The sequence below is a fragment of the Dolichospermum sp. DET69 genome (genome assembly GCA_017355425.1).
Taxonomy (GTDB): Bacteria; Cyanobacteriota; Cyanobacteriia; order Cyanobacteriales; family Nostocaceae; genus Dolichospermum.
In genome coordinates this window covers 4,756,917-4,778,295 of the sequence record CP070233.1, presented here as the reverse complement: position 1 = coordinate 4,778,295, position 21,379 = coordinate 4,756,917, and the positions used below count along the sequence as shown (strand labels likewise).

18 protein-coding genes and 1 pseudogene are annotated in these 21,379 nt (G+C 39.7%); 13 read left to right on the top strand and 6 right to left on the bottom strand.

The window, feature by feature from the left end; all coding sequences use genetic code 11:
- Positions 1–702 precede the first annotated feature (702 nt).
- The 6 genes from EZY12_21875 (at position 703) to EZY12_21850 (ending at position 4,722) form a co-directional block, all read left to right on the top strand.
- Positions 703–1,284: a hypothetical protein gene (locus tag EZY12_21875; protein QSX67336.1), complete on the top strand. Its 582-nt coding sequence runs from the start codon at positions 703–705 to the stop codon at positions 1,282–1,284.
- Between the two features lie 191 nt (positions 1,285–1,475).
- The gene (locus EZY12_21870; protein ID QSX67335.1) at positions 1,476–2,015 is read left to right on the top strand and encodes a hypothetical protein; all 540 of its coding nucleotides are present in this window, start codon (positions 1,476–1,478) and stop codon (positions 2,013–2,015) included.
- A 313-nt stretch (positions 2,016–2,328) separates the two neighbouring features.
- On the top strand, positions 2,329–2,730 hold the full coding sequence (locus EZY12_21865) for a hypothetical protein (protein ID QSX67334.1): 402 nt from the start codon (positions 2,329–2,331) through the stop codon (positions 2,728–2,730).
- Positions 2,731–2,860: 130 nt separating this feature from the next.
- The gene (locus EZY12_21860) at positions 2,861–3,001 is read left to right on the top strand and encodes a hypothetical protein (GenBank protein QSX67333.1); all 141 of its coding nucleotides are present in this window, start codon (positions 2,861–2,863) and stop codon (positions 2,999–3,001) included.
- Positions 3,002–3,599: 598 nt separating this feature from the next.
- Positions 3,600–4,103, top strand: coding sequence for a hypothetical protein (locus EZY12_21855; protein ID QSX67332.1), 504 nt, complete (start codon positions 3,600–3,602; stop codon positions 4,101–4,103).
- Positions 4,104–4,266: 163 nt separating this feature from the next.
- The gene (locus tag EZY12_21850; protein QSX67331.1) at positions 4,267–4,722 is read left to right on the top strand and encodes a hypothetical protein; all 456 of its coding nucleotides are present in this window, start codon (positions 4,267–4,269) and stop codon (positions 4,720–4,722) included.
- Between the two features lie 535 nt (positions 4,723–5,257).
- Here EZY12_21850 and EZY12_21845 read toward each other — a convergent pair.
- The 6 genes from EZY12_21845 to EZY12_21820 form a co-directional block, all read right to left on the bottom strand.
- Positions 5,258–5,578: a hypothetical protein gene (locus tag EZY12_21845; protein QSX67330.1), complete on the bottom strand. Its 321-nt coding sequence runs from the start codon at positions 5,576–5,578 to the stop codon at positions 5,258–5,260.
- A gap of 119 nt (positions 5,579–5,697) precedes the next feature.
- Entirely contained in the window at positions 5,698–7,407 is a 1,710-nt protein-coding gene (gene ltrA, locus EZY12_21840) for a group II intron reverse transcriptase/maturase (GenBank protein ID QSX67329.1), read from the bottom strand.
- Positions 7,408–7,995: 588 nt separating this feature from the next.
- Complete coding sequence (locus EZY12_21835) at positions 7,996–9,117, bottom strand: IS4 family transposase (GenBank protein ID QSX67328.1); 1,122 nt, start codon at positions 9,115–9,117, stop codon at positions 7,996–7,998.
- A 209-nt stretch (positions 9,118–9,326) separates the two neighbouring features.
- On the bottom strand, positions 9,327–10,532 hold the full coding sequence (locus EZY12_21830; GenBank protein ID QSX67327.1) for an ABC transporter permease: 1,206 nt from the start codon (positions 10,530–10,532) through the stop codon (positions 9,327–9,329).
- A 140-nt stretch (positions 10,533–10,672) separates the two neighbouring features.
- Positions 10,673–11,995, bottom strand: coding sequence for an efflux RND transporter periplasmic adaptor subunit (locus EZY12_21825; protein QSX67326.1), 1,323 nt, complete (start codon positions 11,993–11,995; stop codon positions 10,673–10,675).
- On the bottom strand, positions 11,992–13,806 hold the full coding sequence (locus EZY12_21820) for an ABC transporter ATP-binding protein (GenBank protein ID QSX67325.1): 1,815 nt from the start codon (positions 13,804–13,806) through the stop codon (positions 11,992–11,994). The genes EZY12_21825 and EZY12_21820 overlap by 4 nt, the downstream gene beginning before the upstream one ends.
- Positions 13,807–14,869: 1,063 nt before the next feature.
- Between EZY12_21820 and EZY12_21815 the strand changes: the two genes are divergently transcribed.
- From EZY12_21815 to EZY12_21785, 7 genes and pseudogenes are all read left to right on the top strand, one after another.
- On the top strand, positions 14,870–15,088 hold the full coding sequence (locus EZY12_21815) for a hypothetical protein (protein QSX67324.1): 219 nt from the start codon (positions 14,870–14,872) through the stop codon (positions 15,086–15,088).
- Positions 15,089–15,182: 94 nt separating this feature from the next.
- Positions 15,183–16,337, top strand: coding sequence for a TOMM precursor leader peptide-binding protein (locus EZY12_21810; protein ID QSX67323.1), 1,155 nt, complete (start codon positions 15,183–15,185; stop codon positions 16,335–16,337).
- An 11-nt stretch (positions 16,338–16,348) separates the two neighbouring features.
- Entirely contained in the window at positions 16,349–17,659 is a 1,311-nt protein-coding gene (locus EZY12_21805; protein ID QSX67322.1) for a YcaO-like family protein, read from the top strand.
- A gap of 18 nt (positions 17,660–17,677) precedes the next feature.
- Positions 17,678–18,412 (top strand): SagB/ThcOx family dehydrogenase, encoded by a 735-nt coding sequence (locus EZY12_21800; protein ID QSX67321.1) that lies wholly within the window; start codon positions 17,678–17,680, stop codon positions 18,410–18,412.
- A 172-nt stretch (positions 18,413–18,584) separates the two neighbouring features.
- Positions 18,585–18,886, top strand: a pseudogene (locus EZY12_21795) (hypothetical protein).
- Positions 18,883–19,266 carry a hypothetical protein gene (locus EZY12_21790; protein QSX67320.1) on the top strand — a complete coding sequence of 128 codons (384 nt, stop codon included), beginning with the start codon at positions 18,883–18,885 and terminating at the stop codon, positions 19,264–19,266. The pseudogene EZY12_21795 and the gene EZY12_21790 overlap by 4 nt, the downstream one beginning before the upstream one ends.
- A 380-nt stretch (positions 19,267–19,646) precedes the next feature.
- Positions 19,647–21,275 (top strand): FHA domain-containing protein, encoded by a 1,629-nt coding sequence (locus EZY12_21785; protein ID QSX67319.1) that lies wholly within the window; start codon positions 19,647–19,649, stop codon positions 21,273–21,275.
- The last annotated feature ends 104 nt before the right edge of the window (positions 21,276–21,379 follow it).

Here is a 21,379-nt window from a genome sequence, read left to right as displayed (position 1 = left end):
CATTATTTGATGCAAAGTTTTATATTGCTATTGCTCGAAAAGCTTAATTTGGCGTTACTTATGGCTCATGTTATGGTTCACAATTTGGCTCAAATTATGGTTCAAGTCACATTAATAAATATATTGCTGTCAAGGTAGATTAACGCCCAATTTTCGCCATTCAAACTAACAAGGATAGAATGTAGAAGGATATATAAGCACAGCAAAGCGGCGATAAATTCCGCCGCTTTTTTATAGTTCCAATTTACCACTAAACGGGAAACTTACCCAAAACTGTTTCCCCGTTTCCCTGTTCTTCATTTAAAACGCCTCTTAATTGTTGAGAGGCGTTTCGCTTATCAGCTTAGTGAGAGACAAATAAGCTATATAGCTCGTAGCAAAAATATATTTAATTGGCAATAGATACGCTATCCTACAAGGGTTTTTAGTCTTAATATTCATTACGAAAACTTCATTTTTAGAAGAATTTAATTATCTTTATTTTTCACTTGCCAATCAATATTTTATTGATTACACTTGCACAAGTGAGAGATAAATTAAGGTAAAAAATGACAGCCCAAGTAATATAGCAACGCTTTCCAGACCATCTTGCAGGTTTTTACTTCTATCTCGGCTCAATACCTTATCCGCTTGACAAGGCAGGTGTATGGAGATTAGATGGAATTCAGTTCAAACATATAGTTACACTAGAAGTCTCAATTTATGAGTTTAAATAAATCTCAAAAAACACGAAGCTGCTTAATACGATGGGTGTCAGCAACAACACTTTTCACTGCGGTTATTCTTTCTTCTGTTTTCGCAAATAAGGCAGAAGCAAATCACTGTGGTTTTTTGGACTTTACGGGCAACTGTATCCATGAATCGTCAGGTAGTGAGATTGGCGGACCCTATTATTCTAATCCTTTGAAATCTGCTGGAATAGATTTAGGTTATGATAACCTACCCAAAGAGTTTATTGATGCAAATGGTGATGGCGTGAAGGATTATTGCCGATTTATTGGCGACTCTCCAAATATTTTTATTGCTTGTGTTCTGGGTAGCAGGAATGGTAGATGGTCTTCTGCAAATCAATTTTCCTTTAGATCAATAAGTGGTGTTGATCAGGGATACGATTCTCTTCCCAGAGGTTTTAGATTAGTAAATGGTAAAGCTGCTTATTGTCGCTTTGTTGGTAATGCTCCCAATCTTTTTGAAGCTTGCAATCTTACAACATCCTCTGGTTTCTCTTCAGAGCAATTCGGCTACCAAACTGGAAGAACTGCCAGAAGTGCAATTCGCCACTAACCAATCGACAATCAAAAACTTAATCTCATCAATTCAAAGCCATGAACTAGCCCTCTTTATAGTAATGACTTTTTACAGCCCTTTTACCGACTGTCGAATCAGATACACAGAAACTAAAGTTGTATAAAGCTAATTTCAGTCACGTTTCGTCTCTCTAGACCTATTTCCGATTTAGATTTGAGGAACTTTTTATGAACCCAAGCAAACATCGTATGATGTTTGGTCTCACGACAGCAGTCTTAGTTTCGAGTTCGCTGACAGTGCTACAGTTTCCTGCTCGTGCTGGCTTTTGGAGTAATACCGTGGACTCTGTTCGCCATGAATTGAAGAACTGTGTGCATGGTGGCTGTGATCCAACACAAACCAATCCGCGCGAAGTATTGGATACTACTTCTGGTGTAAGAGCCTTTGGAGCCGCTACAGATCGCTGGATGAATCGGCAAGTTCGTATTGGCACTGCACAAGCGAACGAGCTTAAAAATCGATTGCAGCAACGTATCAATGAGAATTCTCAATGCATGGAATTGCCCAGCATGGAAGGTGTCTGTACAGAGCTCAATCAATATTACGGTTTGAATATGCCGATTGAACGTCTTTCGTGGGAGCAAATTGCATCTCGACAGACCAATGCCAATGTACAGTTTTTAAGCGACTGCGTTAACAAAAAAAACCTTCCGTTTGAAAGTACAAAAGAGTTGATATGCTTACCATATTCTAACTACACAGAGTGATGCACTTCAGATTTGAACTCGCGGTTTAAGTATCTCACTTTTTAGGTCTATCCTTTTCGCTAAATACATCTCAGGTGTTTATCGGTTGGACTTTGCGAGACGTAATAGAGCTGACTTTAAGACGATTAGAGTAGGTTCACTACAAACTGAGGTTTTGTACTACTTGCGTCTGGTAACACGCTCGCTATATTTACCCCAAATTAACGCAACTGACAAATTTATTAATTGCTCCTACCTTGTCAGTGAGGGTCATAGTATATGGGGCTACAGTTTTGTGTATACCGCCAATTCAACTTTAACTGGAGTCAAAAAAATGTCAAAGAAAAATATTGCTATAGTAGGTTTCAATTTAAGCTTTGTTAGTTTAATTTCAATGCTTGGAGTTAGTGCATTCAGTTTAGTGCTTGCTTCTCCTGCAAACGCAGCTCTCCCATTTGAATCCAGTTGGCCAAACTTTAAGGGCAGAAACATTTCTCTTTGTTACTATTACGGCAACGATGACGAGAGTCGAGATTGTGAAGGCAAAAGAAATGATATTGCAAGCGCCTATTGTCGGAAAGTAGGTTCAGGATCTACGGCAATAAATTATTCTGTGACTCAAGGTACAGTAGACAATAGACGTGTTTCGTGGACACTTTATGAAAAAGCAGACGATACGCGGGAATGGAGATCTGGTACAGCTGATTGGTTCTTTACTCGTATTAATTGTCGCTGATTTTGTGCGCTTCTCTTTGCAGGGCTATTTCATTCTAATTGACTAGCTGGTATGGTAGTTAGGACATTTTCCTAACGCTACAACCCCATGCCAAGGTGGCTATGCTTATAAAATGGATAGGATAAAGCTTTTGAAGCAGCCTATAGAAGGTGTCAAAGGCTGTCAATCTGTTTTTTGGGGTCACTGTGATGACCCTGATAAAATCAAAGCTTTTGAAGCTGCAATTGAACAAATGGATTTTAGAAAGTTTGAATATTCGTTTAACCAATAACGTTATTTTTAAATTGTCCAGAGTGCTTAGAGAACTCCACAGAAAAATTGATCCTATAACAATACCTTCGCCAAAATTAGAGGGTTAGAGCTAGACAAAAAAGCTAAATTACATAGACAGAAAGGGTTTCAGGCTTTTGAATGGAGGTTTAAACCGATAGCCCAAAACCTGCATTCTGCGGGCGTTCTAAAAAATTAGCTAAGGTATTGAGTATATCACCGTTCTCCTTCTGGTTATGACAGTTAGGTATTTGTAGCGTGAGTCTTCGTTCTTAGCAACAAGATTGTATAGGTGTAGATTTATCTAGACTTATTTATGAAAAAGTTTTTAAGATTTTCAAAAGTAAGTATATTTCGCATTTATTTTTGATGAAAAGTAAGTATATTCTCCCACGATTTCGATAGAAAAAACATACACAATATTCATGAATAAATACTTTACTTTTGGAATTTTATCGAGTATGTTTGTATATGAGTTTCAGTCATTTAATTTTAGCTGACAGGTAATAAAATGATATTAAGAGTATCTAACTTTTTATCAGTTTACTTGTGTGTGAAATTAAAACTTTTTCATCACAATATTCTGAGAAGTATATCCTATGAAAGTTAAGAAGTTTTCGACTCTGATTTTAGTATCATGTTTGGTTTCAGGTCTTTCACTTTCTTTTTCAAAATCTGCTCAAGCAGGATTCTTTAGTAATCAAGTTCACTCTATTAGAGACGGATTCAGGAATGTTGCTCCACCAAGTATGCCAGAACCACCGAGTGGTTATAAATCAAATTTAAATTTGCCCAATTTTGATAATAGGAATGTAGGTAGTTGTGCTTATTATTATTCTAATGTTGTAGATACATCAAATGGAGGGACTTCAAATGTCCTTAGTTGCTCAGAAAAAGCCAGAGATATCATTGCAAATAGCTATTGTAACAAAAAGGGATCTTCTGGATCTAGCTATTGGAAAATACTTGACGGCGACAGGAGTACAAGAGTTCAAGCATGGATTCTTAGTCTTACAGATTCCCCAAATTCCGTTAATTCAAAACCTAAAGTATGGACAAGTCAACCAGCAGACTCTTACTTTACCCAAATTAATTGTCGATAGCAAAATCAATTTCAATCGGCTGAAAGCAATTTAATCTTAGCAGATAGGTGATTATAAATGATATTAAGAGTATCTGACTTTTTATCAGTTTACCTATATATTAAATTCAAAAATGTTGGAATTTAGAAAGTTTTTCATCACAATATTCTGAGAAGTAGATCCTATGAAAGTTAACAAGTTTTCGACTCTGATTTTTGTTTCATGTTTGGTTTCAGGTTTATCACTTTCCTTTTCAAAATCTGCTCAAGCAGGATTCTTTAGTGATGCAGTTGACTCTGTAAATCATGGTTTGACTAATATTGATCCAACTAACCAAAACTCTGCTGTTAGAGAAGGATTACGGAATGTTGATCCTACGTCAGGCAATATTTATGTCAATAACAATACTAATCAAATGATTAATGTACAAATAGAGGCTGATACAGGTTTAGATCATCATTTTATCATAAAGCCTGGTCAACAAAAAGTGCTTGTCGAAAACAATGTTCTACTACGGGACTACATCATTAGTGGTATCGAGATTGATACTAATAATAGAGTACTAAAGGGTGGGGTTAAATGGAAAAGATCAGTTTTAACTTTAACCAATCGCGGTTATATTTTCTCATTTAATGAATGAAAATAAACTTAGAAAAACTTTCATTTACCGTGAACTAGCGTGAACAAAAATACATCTAACATCCGCTATTTTGGATAGTGATAAAACACGAAGAATAGCATTTTTTAATAAGCCAGACTCTATACCCTATGTTTCCCATTTAGTATCTACAGCTAGTCTACCAATAAGCATACACTGTATAGGTCTACTGCTCCCGTTCAAAAGTCTTGCGACCGTCAATGACATCTTGATAAAACGGTATCCAAGGTTTTAAATTATGCGCGGACATTGTTTTTGTAGTTATTTGAGAGCATAATCGGAAATTGGGAAAATATTAATTCCTTGGTGCGATCGCTGAAACTGTGGCGAGGTTTTTGGGCGTGGTCACAGAGCGTGAATTTGGGGAGTTGAGTTTGGCGAGGTGAGTTGCGGCGTATGGCGAGGGTTTAACCAGTTGGTGAGAGAATCGGGTTCAATGGAATTAGCAAGAGTTACAGTTAACCGTTCTATTTGTGTGAGTAGTACGGGTATGTCATCTACTCTAGGACTAGCCCTTTCAAGGTGTGTTAATTTTCTGTGTTCTTTGAGCTAGAATCTTAGCAGTTGAGACATGAGGCTTGTTCTTCAGGTAAGTTCGTTTTGGTTGAGCTGTTTTAGGACCCCGTGGATGACGGCGAAAAGCTCTCAGTTTGACTTGACCTGCCAGATGTTTGAGAATTTGCGATAATTCAGTGAAGGTGATGTTCTGAAAAACACGCCACTCTTGGGGAGGAATCGCAATCATCATCCCTCTATAAACACCCTTAATTTCATCAGCTAAATAATAGCTAGAAATATTAAACTCAACGAGGTTGTCACCAACCCCGTTGGTCTTCAAAACCGTGCATGAAAGTTTCCCTTCACACGGCTCCTCAATGATTTGGTGCTTGTCATGCACACCTCATTACCCATTTTCCTTCGACTTTTTCAAGTTTTCTGGTGGGCTTAGGCTCGGCACTATTGCAGCCGGATTTTTGTGCCAGGACTGCCATTATTGGCTGTCTTTGTATCGTGGCAATGTCTGTGTAAAAGTTGAAGATTTTTATACTCATCCTTTCCACCTTTTGATTTTGGGATGATATGGTCAACTTCCATTACATCGTCTTCACGGAAAAACATTTCACAGTGGGTACATTTCCCTTTTTGCTTTTTCAGGAGTTTTGATACTCTGGTTGGCATTTCTGGGTTATTACCCATTCTTGTACTCCAGTAAACCAGATTTCCGTCGTATGGTGACGATTCGCCTTTGACTTTCACATGACGCACTATTGGCGTGTCGGCATGATTTAGTAACCGAAGTGAGGTTGAACCTTCCTTCCTGGTTGCGAATACCCAGTTATCACCGTCTATGGATTGCCAATACCTTTTTGACACCCATTTCCCGTTCTTTTTGGGGTGACGGTGTTTTGCCCAAGCGTTTAACTTTTGGTAAATAAGGTGGTCAATATCTGAGTAAGTCACCTTACTTACCACAGTCGCGTAGTAATTTGCCCATCCCCTAATTATTGGGTTTAAACGGCTGATTAGCGCCGCTTGCGGTGCTGCCTTATGAGCTTCAATAACACTGGCGATTTGGTCGTAGTGTACCTTTTGCTTCTGCTTGCTTGGGGTGATGATTGTTTTAAAGCCCTGCTTCGAGTGATACTTTCCTACTGGAAATTGTTGTATCGTAAAACCAAGGAAGTCGAACCCTGGTTTTTCTTGCTCATACTGATGGAGGGTGTGAGTAAGTCTCGTTTTACTAGGCTTTAATTCCAAACCCATGCCTTGTAACCATTCAGAGATTATCTCTTTGCATCTTTGGACAACGGTTATGTCTTTGTGGAGAATAACAAAGTCATCGGCATATCTGATTAAGCTGAGGCTTTGATAATTATGCTGCTTCCTTCCTTCCAGCGTTTCTGTATATTGCTTAATCCGTTCTTCCATCCCGTGGAGGGCAATATTTGCCAGTAATGGGGAAATTACCCCGCCCTGTGGCGTACCCTCAGATGTTGGAAACAACTGCTTACCGTCCATCACTCCCGCTTTTAACCATGCGCGAATTTGTCTGCGGATGGTGGGGGATGTATTCAATTTTATTAGCAGTTTTTCCTGGTTGATGCGGTCAAAACATTTGGCAATATCGGCATCGAGAACATATTTTGGTTTCCCGTTGATAGCGTTAAATATTGCCCCTATTGCATCATGGCATGAGCGTCCGGCTCTGAACCCATAAGAGTTAGGCTCAAATCGCGCTTCCCATTCTGGCTCTAATACCAGTTTGACAAGTGCTTGCAAGGCTCGGTCTTTCATTGTAGGTATTCCCAAAGGTCGTTTCTCTTCCGTTCCAGGCTTAGGAATCCATACCCGTCTAGTTGGACTGACCTTTGACCCCAGGTTTAGATTTCCAGTGAGTTCTAGACGCTGTTTTGGAGTCAGCGATTTAACGCCATCTACACCAGCCGTCTTTTTCCCTTGGTTATCCTGGGTGACTCTACGAACCGCTAAAGCTCTTGCTGACCATGACTTCATCAGCGTCTTTTGGAGTCTGCGATATGCTTTTACATCACCACGGGCGGAGGCTTGATAAATTCTCTTTTGGAGCTTATACACGCTACGTTCTAGCTTGCGCCAGTTAATAGAGTGCCATTCCACCATCAGTTGTTGAGACTGTGTATTAGACATATATACTCACTACTTGGGACTTTATCATCCAAATCACCGTAAATCTGTCAGCATATTCTGGGCATTACCCCAGACATTCGCTTTTGATTTAATCTCACCTTCTCGTTGCATACGGTTAGCACCTACTCAGGTATTCGATCACCTGAGAGCAAGCGAGAGGTTATCTCGTTCCGAATGACCATGCTGTGTACCTTTAGAGTGATGCTATTCGCCGGGTTTATTGGAAGTGCAAATTGGTCAAACCGAACATTGCCAACTCCTTATCCTGTGTCTTTTGACTCCAGCGCCTTTAGCCTTATTTCGCTGGTTGGTAGTCACGACGATTCAATCGCATCTTCAAGCCTAGGCTTTACTCATGGGTACTTTGCTCGATGCTTACCAACTTAGGCTGTCAGTAATAACACCTTTTCACCCCGCTTCAGGCTTTGATGGCTAGTCTCGAACCTGGGGGTGATGCTTTCACCGTTGCACCTACGGGGTAGGGTTTGAGGGGTTCTAGGATAATGGCTCTCACCTACATGGTCATTCAGTTGTCAAGGTTTTGTACCTTGCGGCTAATCCTCCAAAACCCTTACGGGTTTTTAGTTTCTAGCCAACGATTCGCACTTCGGTTTCTACCTTATCAGTTCCATGAACACTTCTAAGTGCTGCCTGAACCGCAGATAGGACATTATAGGCGACTAATGCAATACAAAAGGTAAATAAGGCAGCTTTTGGATAACCTAATGTATTAATCTCGCAGAGAAGATTTTCTGTGAGGACTTGAAACAATGTTTCAATCTTCCAACGTTTGCAGTATAGTTTAGCTACAAGTAGTGCATCTGCAACTTGAGAAGGCAAATTAGTAAGAATAAAAATTTCCTTATCGCCATCACGATTAGGTTGTTTCAGGCTCACCTTGATTCGGCGAGTTTTTAAGAGATGACCATCATCCGCACTTAACATGATGTTTTGCTCAAACACAACACCACTATCGTTTTGACCAACTAAACGGAAATCATCGGTCTCTTGCCAAGGCATACTTTGATGCTGTCGAATTATAAAGTAGCCTTTTTGACTAGCGATTCCAAATAAAAACTTGAGTGTACAAAAATTCCGGTCAGCGATCCAAACATCATCTTCTTCAACAGTTGATAGTACCTCGTTAAATAAAGAACGCTCTTGGGCATGACCGTCTTCACAAAGAAATACATCTACTGCCAACATCAAGCTAGGGTCTAGTACAACTAAGGACTTTCCTGGTAATGGGGCACTACTAATTTGGCGTAGTTCTTTTAAACGATGTTCACTGGCGGCAATAGCATTACCATCAATTATTTTCACTCGATAACCTGGGAGCAGATTAGGTATCGTAGCGTTGAGATGCCGAATTGTCGCTTCCATTTGACCAGCAACCTCTCTGACTAATTCCGTGCTGGTATTTGGCTCAATGCCATTGATTTTGTTATAGACTGATGTGACTGAAACTCCTATTTCTTCGGCTAATGCTTGATGTGCTGCATTCACTGATGGGTGGACTCCGCACACCACAAGACTCATTAAATTTACGACTGTAGAGAATAATAATTCACGGGTGTACTGAGTTTTCGCAGTGCGTTCAAATAGTTCATCCAAAATTTGTGGACTTAGTGCTTTTTCTAAAAGCCCACGAATCATCACTGATACTGGACTCTCTTTGATAAACCGCTCAAATACTTGCCCTAGACTCATTTTTTTTCTCCACCCTGTGATTTTCACCTCTCTTAACCAAACTACAAATCACCCCATTACACAACACCTTGAAAGGGCTAGTCCTAGCTACATAGAATAAAATATTAATACTAATTAAACGCAAATAAACGCAGATAAAGATGTTTTGTCAAGGTTTTTCTGTTTCCTGTCCATAAATTACGTCACGCTCCGCTATCAGCAAATCCTAATTAACCACTTCTCAGAGCGACAATTGGGTCTAGCATAGCAGCTTGTCGGGCAGGAAACACACCAAAAATCAAGCCTATGCTCCCGGATATGCCCACAGCTACAACAACAGCATACAGAGGAAATTGAGGAGTCAAAGGCGTGAAAAATGCTAACGGCAAAGTTCCCCCAACTCCTAAAATTATTCCCAATAAACACCCAGAAAGAGAGAGAATAATCGCTTCAATTAAAAACTGCATTAAAATATCATTCTGAGTTGCGCCAACAGCTTTCCGTAAACCAATTTCTTGAGTGCGTTCCGTCACAGAAACTAACATAATATTCATAATGCCAATTCCACCGACTAACAAAGAAATAGCCGCAATCAAAGCTAATAATAATGACAAAATACCAGTTACCTGTAACACTAATTCTTGAAACTTTTTATTAGCAAAAACAGCTATATCTTTTTTACCATGTAATCGAGACAGAACATTAGTAATTTGAAAACCTGCGGTACGAACACTATCTCTATTTTTTGCCGTTACCAAAATGTAACTAATAGGAATATCAGATATTGATCTCCGTCCCACTAACCTATTAGCATAAGTTGTGAGTGGGACAATAGCAGTTTGATCCAAATTCTCCCCAGCAAATGCACCTTTTGATTGCAACAAACCAATAACTTGAAAAGATATATTATTAATCATCACCTCTTTCCCAACAGGATTTTTATCACCGAATAGCTTCCGGCTAGTTTCCGCACCCAAAACAGTAACTTGAGCCTGTTGTTCCTGTTGTGTTTGATTAAACATTCTGCCAGTAACAAGAATAAGATTCTGGACAGCGAGTAAATCAGATGTAGTCCCTTTAACAGTTGTTGATATTAACTTATTATTAAAACTGATTGACATTTTCTGTTCATCTACAGGAGCAACTTTAGTAACACTGGGAACTTGTGCCTTAATTGCTTCCGCGTCTGATAACACCAATTGAGCATCAGGAAATTTCATCCCCTCATCATCTTCAAAATTGGTATATACTGTCAGTTGATTTGCGCCAAACGCCTCAAGCTTGCCCAATACAAGATTCTGTGCGCCCTGTCCAATACCGATCATACTAATAACAGAAGCATTGCCAATAATTATCCCCAGCATCGTCAGTCCGCTACGAAGTTTATTAGCAGAGATAGTTGCAAAAGCCATATTTACACTTTCCAGCAAATTCATACTCCCTTCCCTAGCATAAAATTTCTTCCTTCTTCTTCCTTCTTCCTTCTTCCTTCGTGTCCTTCGCTCCTATATCCCTCCGGGACGCTCCGCGAACGTGGTTCATTTAATCTATATTTGTCTGCTAAGAAAGCAGTAGACTAAGATCCAATCTGACGGTCAATACCATCAATTAATTGATTAGGTGGTGGTTGAATAAAAACCCGTTCACCCTGAGAAAGTCCACTCAAAATCTGGGTTTTATCCCCAGATGTAATTCCGACTTGAACAGGATGGAATTTTGCCTGATTATCTTTGTCTGGTAAAAGTACACCCACTTGGCCTTCCTTTCCAGATATCACCGCAGCCGAAGGAATTACCAAAGCATTGGGAATGTCATTTACGAGAAAAGTTAACTTGACATTTAGCCCCACCTTGAGTTGATCTTGACCTGTTGCCAAAGCTACCTTAACTCGCATAAATGTGACATTTTCTTCCTTGACACCTCTAGGAGCAATCAAACGAACTTTTCCTTGAAAAACTTGTTCAGGAAAAGCATCAAGACGAATTTCCACAGGCTGATTTTGCTTAATCTTTGCCATATTTACTTCGGGAACTTTAGCTTCTATCTCCAAACCACTGGCTAATTCGGCAATTGAGGCGCTAGTTCCTCCTTCATTGGTAGAAACGGAAGTATTTGGGGTTACAAAGTCACCTGCTTGGGCAAAACGCCGGGTAATTAAGCCAGAGAAAGGAGCGCGAATGTAAGTATTTTCTAACTGGGTTTCGTAAAATTGTAACTGGGCAGTTGCCTGGGCTACCTCAGCAGCGGCCTTAGTAATTTCCTCAGACTGATAGCCGGAAAGTAGTTTTTTTAGTTGCTGTTGAGCAGATATGAGACTAAATTTAGCTTGTTGTAAATTATCTTTGGTGCTTTTTTCTTCATTCAAAGCTGTATCTAAATCATCACGAGATATTGCCCCTTGAGATACAGGATATTGTCTGCGCTTGACTCGTTGAGTGGCTAATACCAAACGAGATTGGGCTTCCCGTACTTGTGCTGTATATTTATGTACATCAGCTTGAGCGATCGCAATTTCTTCTGGTCTGTAACCCTTGCGCTTTTCTTGCAAATCGGCTTTTGCTTTCAATAACATTGCCCGATACTGATTCACTTGGGCTTGAAAAGCTTGACGCTCCATTTCTGCCACTAATTGGCCTTTGTAAACAGAACTACCTTCATCTACATAGAGTTTAGCAATTTTACCTGCTTCTCTCGGTCCAATATTTATTTTGCGGACTGGTTGGACAACTCCATTGGTTTTGATTTTAATTTTTAAGTTGCTGGTAGTAACAGGGACGGTTAAATCTGTAATATCATCCTTAGCAGGTTGATACCAATGGCTGAAATAAGCAATACCAACTCCCGATAAACTAAATATAGCCAGCCCAATTAGCCAAGGAATCAGATTTTTGGGTTTCATGATACCCCGTACTGTTTTACCTGCATATTCCATAGGGCAGTATATTCGCCTCCACTTTGTAACAGTTCCTGATGAGTACCATCCTCAATTAAATGACCATCTTTGAGGACTAAAATCCGGTCAGCCATTCGCACTGAGGCTAATCTGTGAGTAATGAGAATAGTAGTTTTGCCTTCAGCTAGTTCAACAAAGCGAAGGTAAAAATCACACTCGCTGCGGGGGTCAAGTGCTGCGGTAGGCTCATCCAGAAGTAGTAGTTGGGCTTCTTTGCGGACAAAAGCCCGAGCTAGGGCTAACTTTTGCCACTGTCCTCCAGAAAGTTCCGTACCGCCAAACTGTTTACCCAATTGTGTATCTTCCCCGCTGGGAAAATCAGCAACTAGTTTGACGATATCGGCTTTTTCTACCGCATATTTAAGAATCTCTCGATTTTCTAAAGCCGCTAAATTTCCTAATGCGATATTTTCCCCTATTGTCAGGGAGTAGTGGCCAAAGTCTTGAAAAACTCCAGCAATTTGTTGTCGCCACTGTTGTAAATTTAAATCTCTCAGGTCTATACCATCAACAATAATCCGTCCGGTTGTGGGATCATAGAGCCTAGTTAATAGCTTGACTAAAGTAGTTTTTCCCGCACCATTTTCTCCAACTATGGCTACTGTTTCCCCTGGATAAAGAGTAAAAGAAATATCCTTGAGTGCTAATCTACCATCTGGATAGTGAAAATCAACTTGTTCAAAAGTAATACCGGAACGAATCGGAGTGGGGATTTTTTCTCCAGGTATGTTTAATACCATTGGGGTAGGACTATCAAGAAAATTGAAAAACTGCTGCATATAAATAATATTCTCAAATAGATCCAACCAATGACTGACGAATCTTTCTAAATTATTTTGAAAGTAAGTTAATGACTGAACAAACAGCAGGACACTACCCGGACTAAATGCTCCTCGAAAAGCTTTTTGTACCACCCAATAGAAAGCAAACCCATTTCCTAATGTACTGAGAATAGCTAAACTAGATGACCAAAATGCTTGTTTACCCCGCAGATGACGCATAGATTGATGTAACGATTGAAAAGCTTGTCCGTAAAGCTCCATAAAAAATGAGCCTAGCTGAAACAATCTGATTTCTTTGGCATAGGTATCAGTCAGCATTACTGTGGTGTAATACTGCATTCTCCGAGCTTGGGGACTGTTTTCAAATAAAGTGAGCCAAATAGCCCTACCGTATTGGGAAGAAACTACTATTTGGGGTATAGTAGCGATCGCAATTACCAATGGTATCCAAATAGCCAGTGGAATTAGTAACCCGACTACTACAATTAAAGTCACCAAAGAGCGACTTAATTCCACCAAATTTTCGACTAAGTTTAACGGTTTATAACTAACTTGTTGTTGGAGCAGTTGTAGCTCATCATAGAATTCAGCATCTTCAAAACGGCTGAGGTCGGCAAAACTATCAGCTTTTCGCATTAACAATAAACTAATGTGAGCTGCTAACTTGTCATTGAGATTCCCCTGAAGTGCAAATATCCAAGGATATAAAAGCGTTTCTAGTAGCAAAGCTCCCACCCATGCTGCTACTAAAGGCCAGAGAATTGAATCGTCTAATGCTCTTCCAGATGTTAAGGCTGTGGCTACAGCATCTACTACTAGCTTGGTAATCCAAACACTAATTCCCGGAAGAAACCCTTGCAATAAAGTCACAGCAATCAAAAAGATCATTTCTTGAGGTGCTGCTGTCCATAACAAAGGCAAAGAACGAAATAAAACTCTAGTGCAGTCTCCAAACCAAACTCTAAAATCGCTCATTAATTAAACCTGATTTTTGATAAAATTAGGACTTACGCAAAATATCTCTCAAACTCTCTTTCCTTCGTGTCCTTCGCTCCTTCGTGGTTCATTCTTTCCTGATTTTTGCGTAAGTCATAAAAATGTTAGACAATTCTCTGATTGCAAAAGGTTGATGCTAAATTGGCACAGGTTCTGCTGGGTATTGCTGACCAAAAGTGAAAATTTTTCAAATATCATTGATGATTCCTATATTATTTTTTTATTCTAATTGTCAAAATTTTTGTTCTCCACTTCTTAGGGATGAATATATGAGAAATATTCAAATATATAGTTAATTCAGGATTTTTACGGATATCAAAACTGCATAGAATCTATAGAGGCTTGATAATTAAAGGATTATTAAATGCCTAATTTGGTTTCTTTAAATAAAATGCTGAAAAATAAAAAAGGATGAATACCTTACTAAAGTAGTAATCATAAAGAAATAGAACTACATTTTTAACTTACCTATAAATTATTTAAAATCAAGCTAAACCATCAGATTACTTTCTATTTCCAGAACTTTACGCATCATCAACCCAATTTAATGAATTGCTTTCTTCACTATCAATAGTAAAACTAATACTACTTAAGAATGAAGCAAATCTGACAGGAAAAGATATTCTTATAGAAGTTGGGTAAGCAAAAAAGATATAATTTGCAATGCTAACAAGAACAATATTTGGCTAGAAAGATGACGGGGAAATACAAATTATATCTGATACTTACCCGCACTAATCAGAAAGTGATTTTGACATTTTGTCGGCTATTATCCCATGGCAGAATTAACAATTAAAAATTCAAAAAGCAAATTAAACCAGCTTCTTGAAGGACTCTTAATTGTTGATTGAACTCGAATATAGATTTGCCAACAGGTTATTGAGTTTAAATTAAAAGGAGTAGATGACAATGCTTGCAGAAAAAACACTGGACCAACCAACTGTAGAAATGCGTTTAGTAGACAAAGCAGATAGACTCGAAAGACTTTTGTTATCGGAGGAGGAAATAGCAGCTTTAGAAAAACTAGCAATGTCGGGAGTATTTGACTCTGAAACCACCCAAAGATGGTTTGCTAATTGCGGTGGTGGATGTGGTGGATGCCGTGGCTGTGGTGGATGCCGTGGCTGTGGTGGCTGTGGATGCCGTGGCTGTGGTGGCTGTAGACCTTGTACTGGCTGTGGGGGATGTAGATTTAGCGATAATGGAACAATATCAAGTGTGTTGGATGACACTGATGAAATTGGATTTGGATACTAACTAAACCTGGAGAGAGAACAGAATGTAGAGACGTTCCATGGAACGTCTCTACATCTAGGAAACGCACTGACAAGTATTCAATTCCTCAAACAAATTTTATGAAATTAAATGATGATCAGCGACTACGGCTATTAGAACACGTTGTTATTAATGTGATGCCGTCAGATTGTAGTGGCGAAGAAAGTATGATCTTCAATACGACGCGGCGAACTCTGAGAGTAAAAGGTCAAGCTCTACATGATGTAGAAAACATCGTTTTACCTTTACTAGACGGCTCTCGAACCATAGGAGAAATCCGAGATGCAATTGGCGAAAAGTTGACAGCTTCTTCACTAAATCAATGTTTAGAGTTTTTGATGGATAATCGCTTGGTGGAAGAGTCTTTAGAAAATACGGTTGATTTAGATAGTCGTGCTTATTTACTTCCTCAAGTCAGCCTTTATCATGAGTTAGGCTTTGACAAAAAGGATGTTCAGAAACACTTAGCCAATGCGAGGATTGCTGTGTTTGGGCTGGGAGGTTCGGGACTGATAGCAGCAATCAATCTAGCTACTGCTGGTATCGGTTTTCTCCGTTTATGTGATGATGCCTACACAGTTCCATCCGATTCTCTGATCATGTCAGGTTCGGTATTGCATAAAATCGGTGCTTTTCGGGGTGTAGAAGCGGCTCGACAAATTGAGTCCATTGGTGGAGTCACCCAAACTGAGATTATCACCGATGCTTTAACTGATGACGCAACAATCAATCCTTTGCTGGATGACGTTGACCTCGTGATTGTTGCCACTGATGCCGTATCAGTCAATCTGGCATATCGTCTCAATAGATTATGCCTGAAGATGGAGCGCCCATTGTTACCAGGTGGGGCGGCTGGTGTGGAGGGAACTGTTGGTCCACTGGTTTTTTCCCAGGAGGGACCTTGCTATCTATGCTATCGGATGCGGTCTATGGCCTGTTCTAAGCTGCCAGATGCGGAATTGGCAATTGAGCAGTTGCTAAACCGAGAACGCCTTTCTCAACCACGGCTGCGCGAAAATTTGCCCATAGCCCAGATGTTGGTTGGCAGTTACTTAGCTCTGGAGTCTGTGAAAATGATTCTTGGTCTACCTATGGCTACTGACGGAAAATTATTGCATCTGGACTTACTCGGTACAAATCTCACTCATAACGTTGTCCTGAAGAAACCAGGTTGTCCTCATTGTTCACCTAAGAAAGGGAATAGGGAACAGGGAACAGGGAACAGAAAAAGATAGGAGAGAAGAAGGTGAATACAACAATTGCAAGTCCCCGCTGGCGTGATTTGGTCAGCCCTCATACTGGGATTATCCGAGCTTTAGATAGATTTAACAAGCCTTATACGGAGTTTGATTTCCCGGTTTTGTGGCAAGCTGAATTAGCAAGTTTCCAGCTTCGCAAACAGCAGGATGATTTACGCTACGGTGTCGGTAGGGGCATGACTGATGAGCAGGCTATTTTTGGGGCTGTGGGCGAAGCTATAGAAAGATATTGTGGCGGTATTGTTGATTATCGGCAACTGACTTTTGGTAGTTATGAAGAATTAGGTAGTCGTGCCGTTCCTCCTTCAGTTTTTTCCCCTTTTTCTGACCAACAATACTCCAATCCAAATTTCCCTTTCCCAGCTTTTGATCCAGCAATGCAGACTTCCTGGATAACTGCTCTGTCTTTAGCCAGCAACCAACAGGTTTTAGTCCCAGCTTTCTTGGTTTATTTGGACTGGGACGGCGACCAACAAGGAGATCATATTTTACCTGTTACTTCTAATGGTATGGCTAGTGGTCCTGATCTGGAGTTTGCTGCCTACCGGGGCTTGTGTGAGTTAATTGAGCGCGATGCTTTTATTATTACCTGGTTAAATCGCCTCCCTGCTCCCCGCATCTATTTCGACCACCTACCAGGAATTGAGACGGAAATTGCCCGCCACTACGCTAGATTTGGAATTGAGCTAGTTGCCTTTGATTTGACTACTGATATTCAAGTCCCAGTGGTCCTGGCTATGTTAATTGACCGTTCGGGCAAAAGTCCGGCTGTGGCCACTGGTATGGGATGCCATCTGGATGGGGCAACGGCTTTTAATAAGGCGATTTTTGAAGTTTGTCAAGCCCGCTTTGGTGACATAGAACGAATGACTACCGGGGCTGGGGCTAATCTCCATCAATATAGCGATGTCAAGAATTTGGACGATCACAACGCTTTCTTTTATACAACGTCTCGCCTAAATGAGTTGGATTTCTTATTTCACCATAACAAATCTTGCCAAGTTGAATATCTACCAATTTATGAATCTCAAGCAGAAGCAGAGAAATTACAGTCAGTAGTTACTAGGCTGCATTCAGTGGGTGCTGAACCCTATTTAGTGGATATTACAACCCCTGATATTGCCTCCCTTGGGTTCCGCGTGGTGCGGACTTTAGCTAGTGAAATCGTTCCCATATATTTTGGTTATGGACAAGAGCCACTGGGAACTCGGCGTTTGTTTGAAGTCCCAGAAAGGTTGGGTTATGGTGGCCGACGGACAATAAATGATCTCAATCGCTGCCCCCATCCTATGGCTTAAAATAAGGAAATTAGAATCATGCACAAAGTTAATGAACCTCTGGAGTTAGCTCTCCTGTATCATTTGAATTCTCCTGTCCCTAAAAGTTATGTTAAGCGGGTTCCGGCTACTGAACTGCGGTATCTGCCAGAAGATCCTTTTCTGGAATTGCCAAAAGCACCACGCAATAGCCCACTAAATGAGCTTTTGGCGGCGCGTTCTTCTGTGCGATCATTTGAGAATCATGTCATGCCACTCGTCTGCTTGGCTCAATTGCTCGACGCAGGATGTGGACTTCACGGGCTGCGTCAAGTAGACGGTCAATTTTATGAAGCTCGCAACTCACCTTCTGCCGGAGGACTTTATCCGCTGGAGATGTTCGTTTCTACACAAGCAGTAGCAGGTCTAGGTGCTGGACTATATCACTATGAACCTCGCGGACATGGGCTACATTGGGTGAATGAGGCAGTACCAGCAGATTTTGTAGAACCATTGTTACAGCAAGATTACATTGTGAATGCCAATGCTCTATTTGTGTTCACATCTGTTTTTATGCGATCTATGTGTAAATATGGTGCGCGGGGTTATCGCTTTGCGCTTTTGGAAGCTGGTCATCAAGCTGAAAATGTATGTTTAATGGCTGTGCAATTGGGGCTGGACAGTCTTTGTATTGGTGGATTTAATGATATGGGTTTGAACACTATTTTGGGTATTGACGGGGAACGTCATGCGGCTCTTTACTGTGTTGCTGTCGGTACTGGTAGTTATCAGTAATAAAAAGCTTTCTTAGTTGTAGAGACCTTCCATGGAAGGTCTCTATAAAAATTTAGGCAACCTAATATAACGTTGGTATATCGAATCCCCAACTGATTAGAGGAGGGAGATCGCCTTTTTAATGCGATCGCACTTTATTGTAAGATATTACAATTAAAATATTCATTAACTGATGAATTTTAACTCGAAAGAATTGGTAATCACTAAACTTGAAAAAGGATTACCTGCTATCACTCCTGCCTTTGGTGCAACACTAGCAGAAGCCTGTTAGGTAAAAAAAGTGATAACAATGAACTACCATTTCAAAATGCAGTGCGGTTAGAAGTTTCCGGCATCCGTAAAGGCGACGACAGCCGAATAAAAGCTAGAATTAAACAGAAACTTGAGCAAGTCAGCCCCACAGATGGCACACTTCCAGCTTATATTGTGGTTGCTGAATTTAGCAACCCTTTAGCCTTCATAGTAAAAAAATGATTCAGATTCAAGAGTTACATAAACAGGCTATGGATTTAGCCGAAATGGCACAAGTTGCTAAACTTAGAAGTAACTTAGATTTAGCTTCTCAATTATCCCGACAAGCATTTGAGAAAGAACGATTAGCAGCAGAATTAATAGCAAATGATTTAGCAGCAGAACCAACCCGTTCAATATTGTATCGCAGTGCCGCAACCCTAGCAATTGACTGTGGAGAAATTCACAGTGCAGAACATTTAATTGCAGTTGCTTTATCAGGAAATCCACCAAATGAAATTGCCGAAGAACTCAAAGATTTATTTGTGCAAATCAACATTCATCAATATTTTACCCGTCGAGGTCTGGTATTTGATGAAGCTAAACTTCAGATTTTGAGTTAGGAATTAACCATGAATAAAAAACAGCACTGTTATTTTTATTGTCAGCAATTAGGTCAAGATAATCTCACTATACCGAAATTCTCTCGACCAAAACCTGTTGCATAATTTTCTGCTTCAAGGAATCCGCAGTAACAAAAGCAATAATTTCCCAATCAGCCCTATTTTTATCATCTTTTTTTACGGGCGAAGGTATTTTTTAATGTAAGGAATAGTATCATAAATAGAAAGTTAGAACTTACACAAGAAATTCTGGTGTATCTAAACCAATTTTTGATAAATGTCTGGCATCTACTGTGTAAGTGCTGATATATATAAACCATATATTAAATTAATTTCATTGATACTTGCGCCCTAAGCTTCGAGTCTGAATGTATAACAGTATGAATCAACTCACACTCCTCTTCCAGCAAGAAGGAAATACCGAAACCTTAGTTCCAGTAGATAAAGATGTATTTATTATCGGACGGTTGCCCGAATGTGACATGGTATTACCTTTTGGCGGCATTTCCCGCAATCATGCGCGAATCGTCAAAAAGTCTGACAGAGTGTGGACTATTCAGGATATAGGTAGTAAAAATGGTACGCAAGTTAATCAGTATCTGATTACTGGCATCCAAGAATTATTTAATAACGACGTGATTTCTTTGGGCAATATTAAACTATTAGTCAAATTAAGAAATACAGATACAAATGGAACTACTAATAGGTTCTTAAGAAAGGTCAATAATCAGCCACAAAAAATAATTTTTCGTGACGTTGAGCAACTACAGCAACAATGGATAGGTGCTAATACTATTAATAGTAAGAACAATAATAACGATGAAACTATTGCCCGTCTTAAAGATTTGGTAGAGATAGCTAAAAATCTTTGTGCTGCTGCATCTATTGAGGAAATTTTCTCCCAAGTACAACAAGTAGTTTTTCGTTATCTTGATAGTATTGACAGATTAGCATTATTGGTTCAAATTCATGATTCTGGTAATTTGGAATTAACAAACTCTGCCACTAGAAATTCTTTTGAGCAGCAAACTCTAGCAACGGATGGTAGTTGGATTAGTCGAAGTATTTGTCAAAAAGTATTTGCAGAAAAAATTGCTATTCAAAGTGCTGATACTCAATCTGATCAGCGTTTTGCTGGTGAACAAAGTATTTTATTTAAAGGTATTCGTAGTGCTATGGCTGTCCCATTATGGGATGAACATAAAGTAATTGGAGTTCTCTATGCTGATGCTAGTCTTTCTTCATCTCATTGGGAAAAAGAAGGGGAAGAGGAATTGAGCTTTTTTTCAGCTTTAGCAAATATTGTAGCTTCTAGTGTCCAACGTTCGTTATTAGTAGAAAAACTCAAAAATGAAGAAGTAATTCGTCATCGCTTAGAAAGATACCATTCTCCCGCAGTTGTCCAACAATTGATAGCTGTCGGTGCTTCACCAGATGGACGTTTAGCTCCAACAGAACATGAAATTAGTATTGTATTTGCAGATTTGGTAGGTTTTACGGCAATTTCTGAAAAACTGACTCCCACAGAGATTGCTCAATTATTAAATAAGTTATTTGAAGAAATGTTGAAAGAAGTATTTTTATATAGTGGCACTTTAGATAAATATATTGGCGACTGTATTATGGCATTTTTTGGCGCTCCTGACCCAGATCCAGGTCATGCAGATCGGGCAGTTGCATCTGCGAAGGGAATGTTAACTCGGTTACAATATCTGAATGCCCATAATTTTTGGCATGAACCTTTACAATTACGCATTGCTATTAACAGTGGTAAAGCTATTGTTGGTGATGTTGGTAGTTCTCAACGGGTAGACTATACTGCTTTGGGGACAACAATTAATTTAGCAGCAAGAATGGAAACAATTTGTTCTCCTGGTGAATGTGTAATTAGTGAAGTTACTTACAATATGCTGTCAGAAAAATCAGATTTCTCTGACATAGGAAACTATCGTTTTAAAGGCATTGATCGTTCAATTAAGCTGTATCAAACTAAAATGTATGCACCATAAGTTCTGAAGATGCTAGACAATAGGTAGGGTTTGCTGATAGCGTCGGATTTATACGGTTATTTTTAGTTATACTCAGCACGGTTAAAATATGAACTTTTAAAGGC

Bases quoted from the DNA above. Each gene is read 5' to 3' on its own strand.
- EZY12_21820 (QSX67325.1), bottom strand. From the start codon at position 13,806: ATGAGCGATTTTAGAGTTTGGTTTGGAGACTGCACTAGAGTTTTATTT.
- EZY12_21800 (QSX67321.1), top strand. From the start codon at position 17,678: ATGCACAAAGTTAATGAACCTCTGGAGTTAGCTCTCCTGTATCATTTG.
- EZY12_21790 (QSX67320.1), top strand. From the start codon at position 18,883: ATGATTCAGATTCAAGAGTTACATAAACAGGCTATGGATTTAGCCGAA.
- EZY12_21875 (QSX67336.1), top strand. From the start codon at position 703: ATGAGTTTAAATAAATCTCAAAAAACACGAAGCTGCTTAATACGATGG.
- EZY12_21865 (QSX67334.1), top strand. From the start codon at position 2,329: ATGTCAAAGAAAAATATTGCTATAGTAGGTTTCAATTTAAGCTTTGTT.
- EZY12_21825 (QSX67326.1), bottom strand. From the start codon at position 11,995: ATGAAACCCAAAAATCTGATTCCTTGGCTAATTGGGCTGGCTATATTT.
- EZY12_21870 (QSX67335.1), top strand. From the start codon at position 1,476: ATGAACCCAAGCAAACATCGTATGATGTTTGGTCTCACGACAGCAGTC.
- EZY12_21785 (QSX67319.1), top strand. From the start codon at position 19,647: ATGAATCAACTCACACTCCTCTTCCAGCAAGAAGGAAATACCGAAACC.
- EZY12_21810 (QSX67323.1), top strand. From the start codon at position 15,183: ATGAAATTAAATGATGATCAGCGACTACGGCTATTAGAACACGTTGTT.
- ltrA (QSX67329.1), bottom strand. From the start codon at position 7,407: ATGTCTAATACACAGTCTCAACAACTGATGGTGGAATGGCACTCTATT.
- EZY12_21835 (QSX67328.1), bottom strand. From the start codon at position 9,117: ATGAGTCTAGGGCAAGTATTTGAGCGGTTTATCAAAGAGAGTCCAGTA.
- EZY12_21830 (QSX67327.1), bottom strand. From the start codon at position 10,532: ATGAATTTGCTGGAAAGTGTAAATATGGCTTTTGCAACTATCTCTGCT.
- EZY12_21850 (QSX67331.1), top strand. From the start codon at position 4,267: ATGAAAGTTAACAAGTTTTCGACTCTGATTTTTGTTTCATGTTTGGTT.
- EZY12_21855 (QSX67332.1), top strand. From the start codon at position 3,600: ATGAAAGTTAAGAAGTTTTCGACTCTGATTTTAGTATCATGTTTGGTT.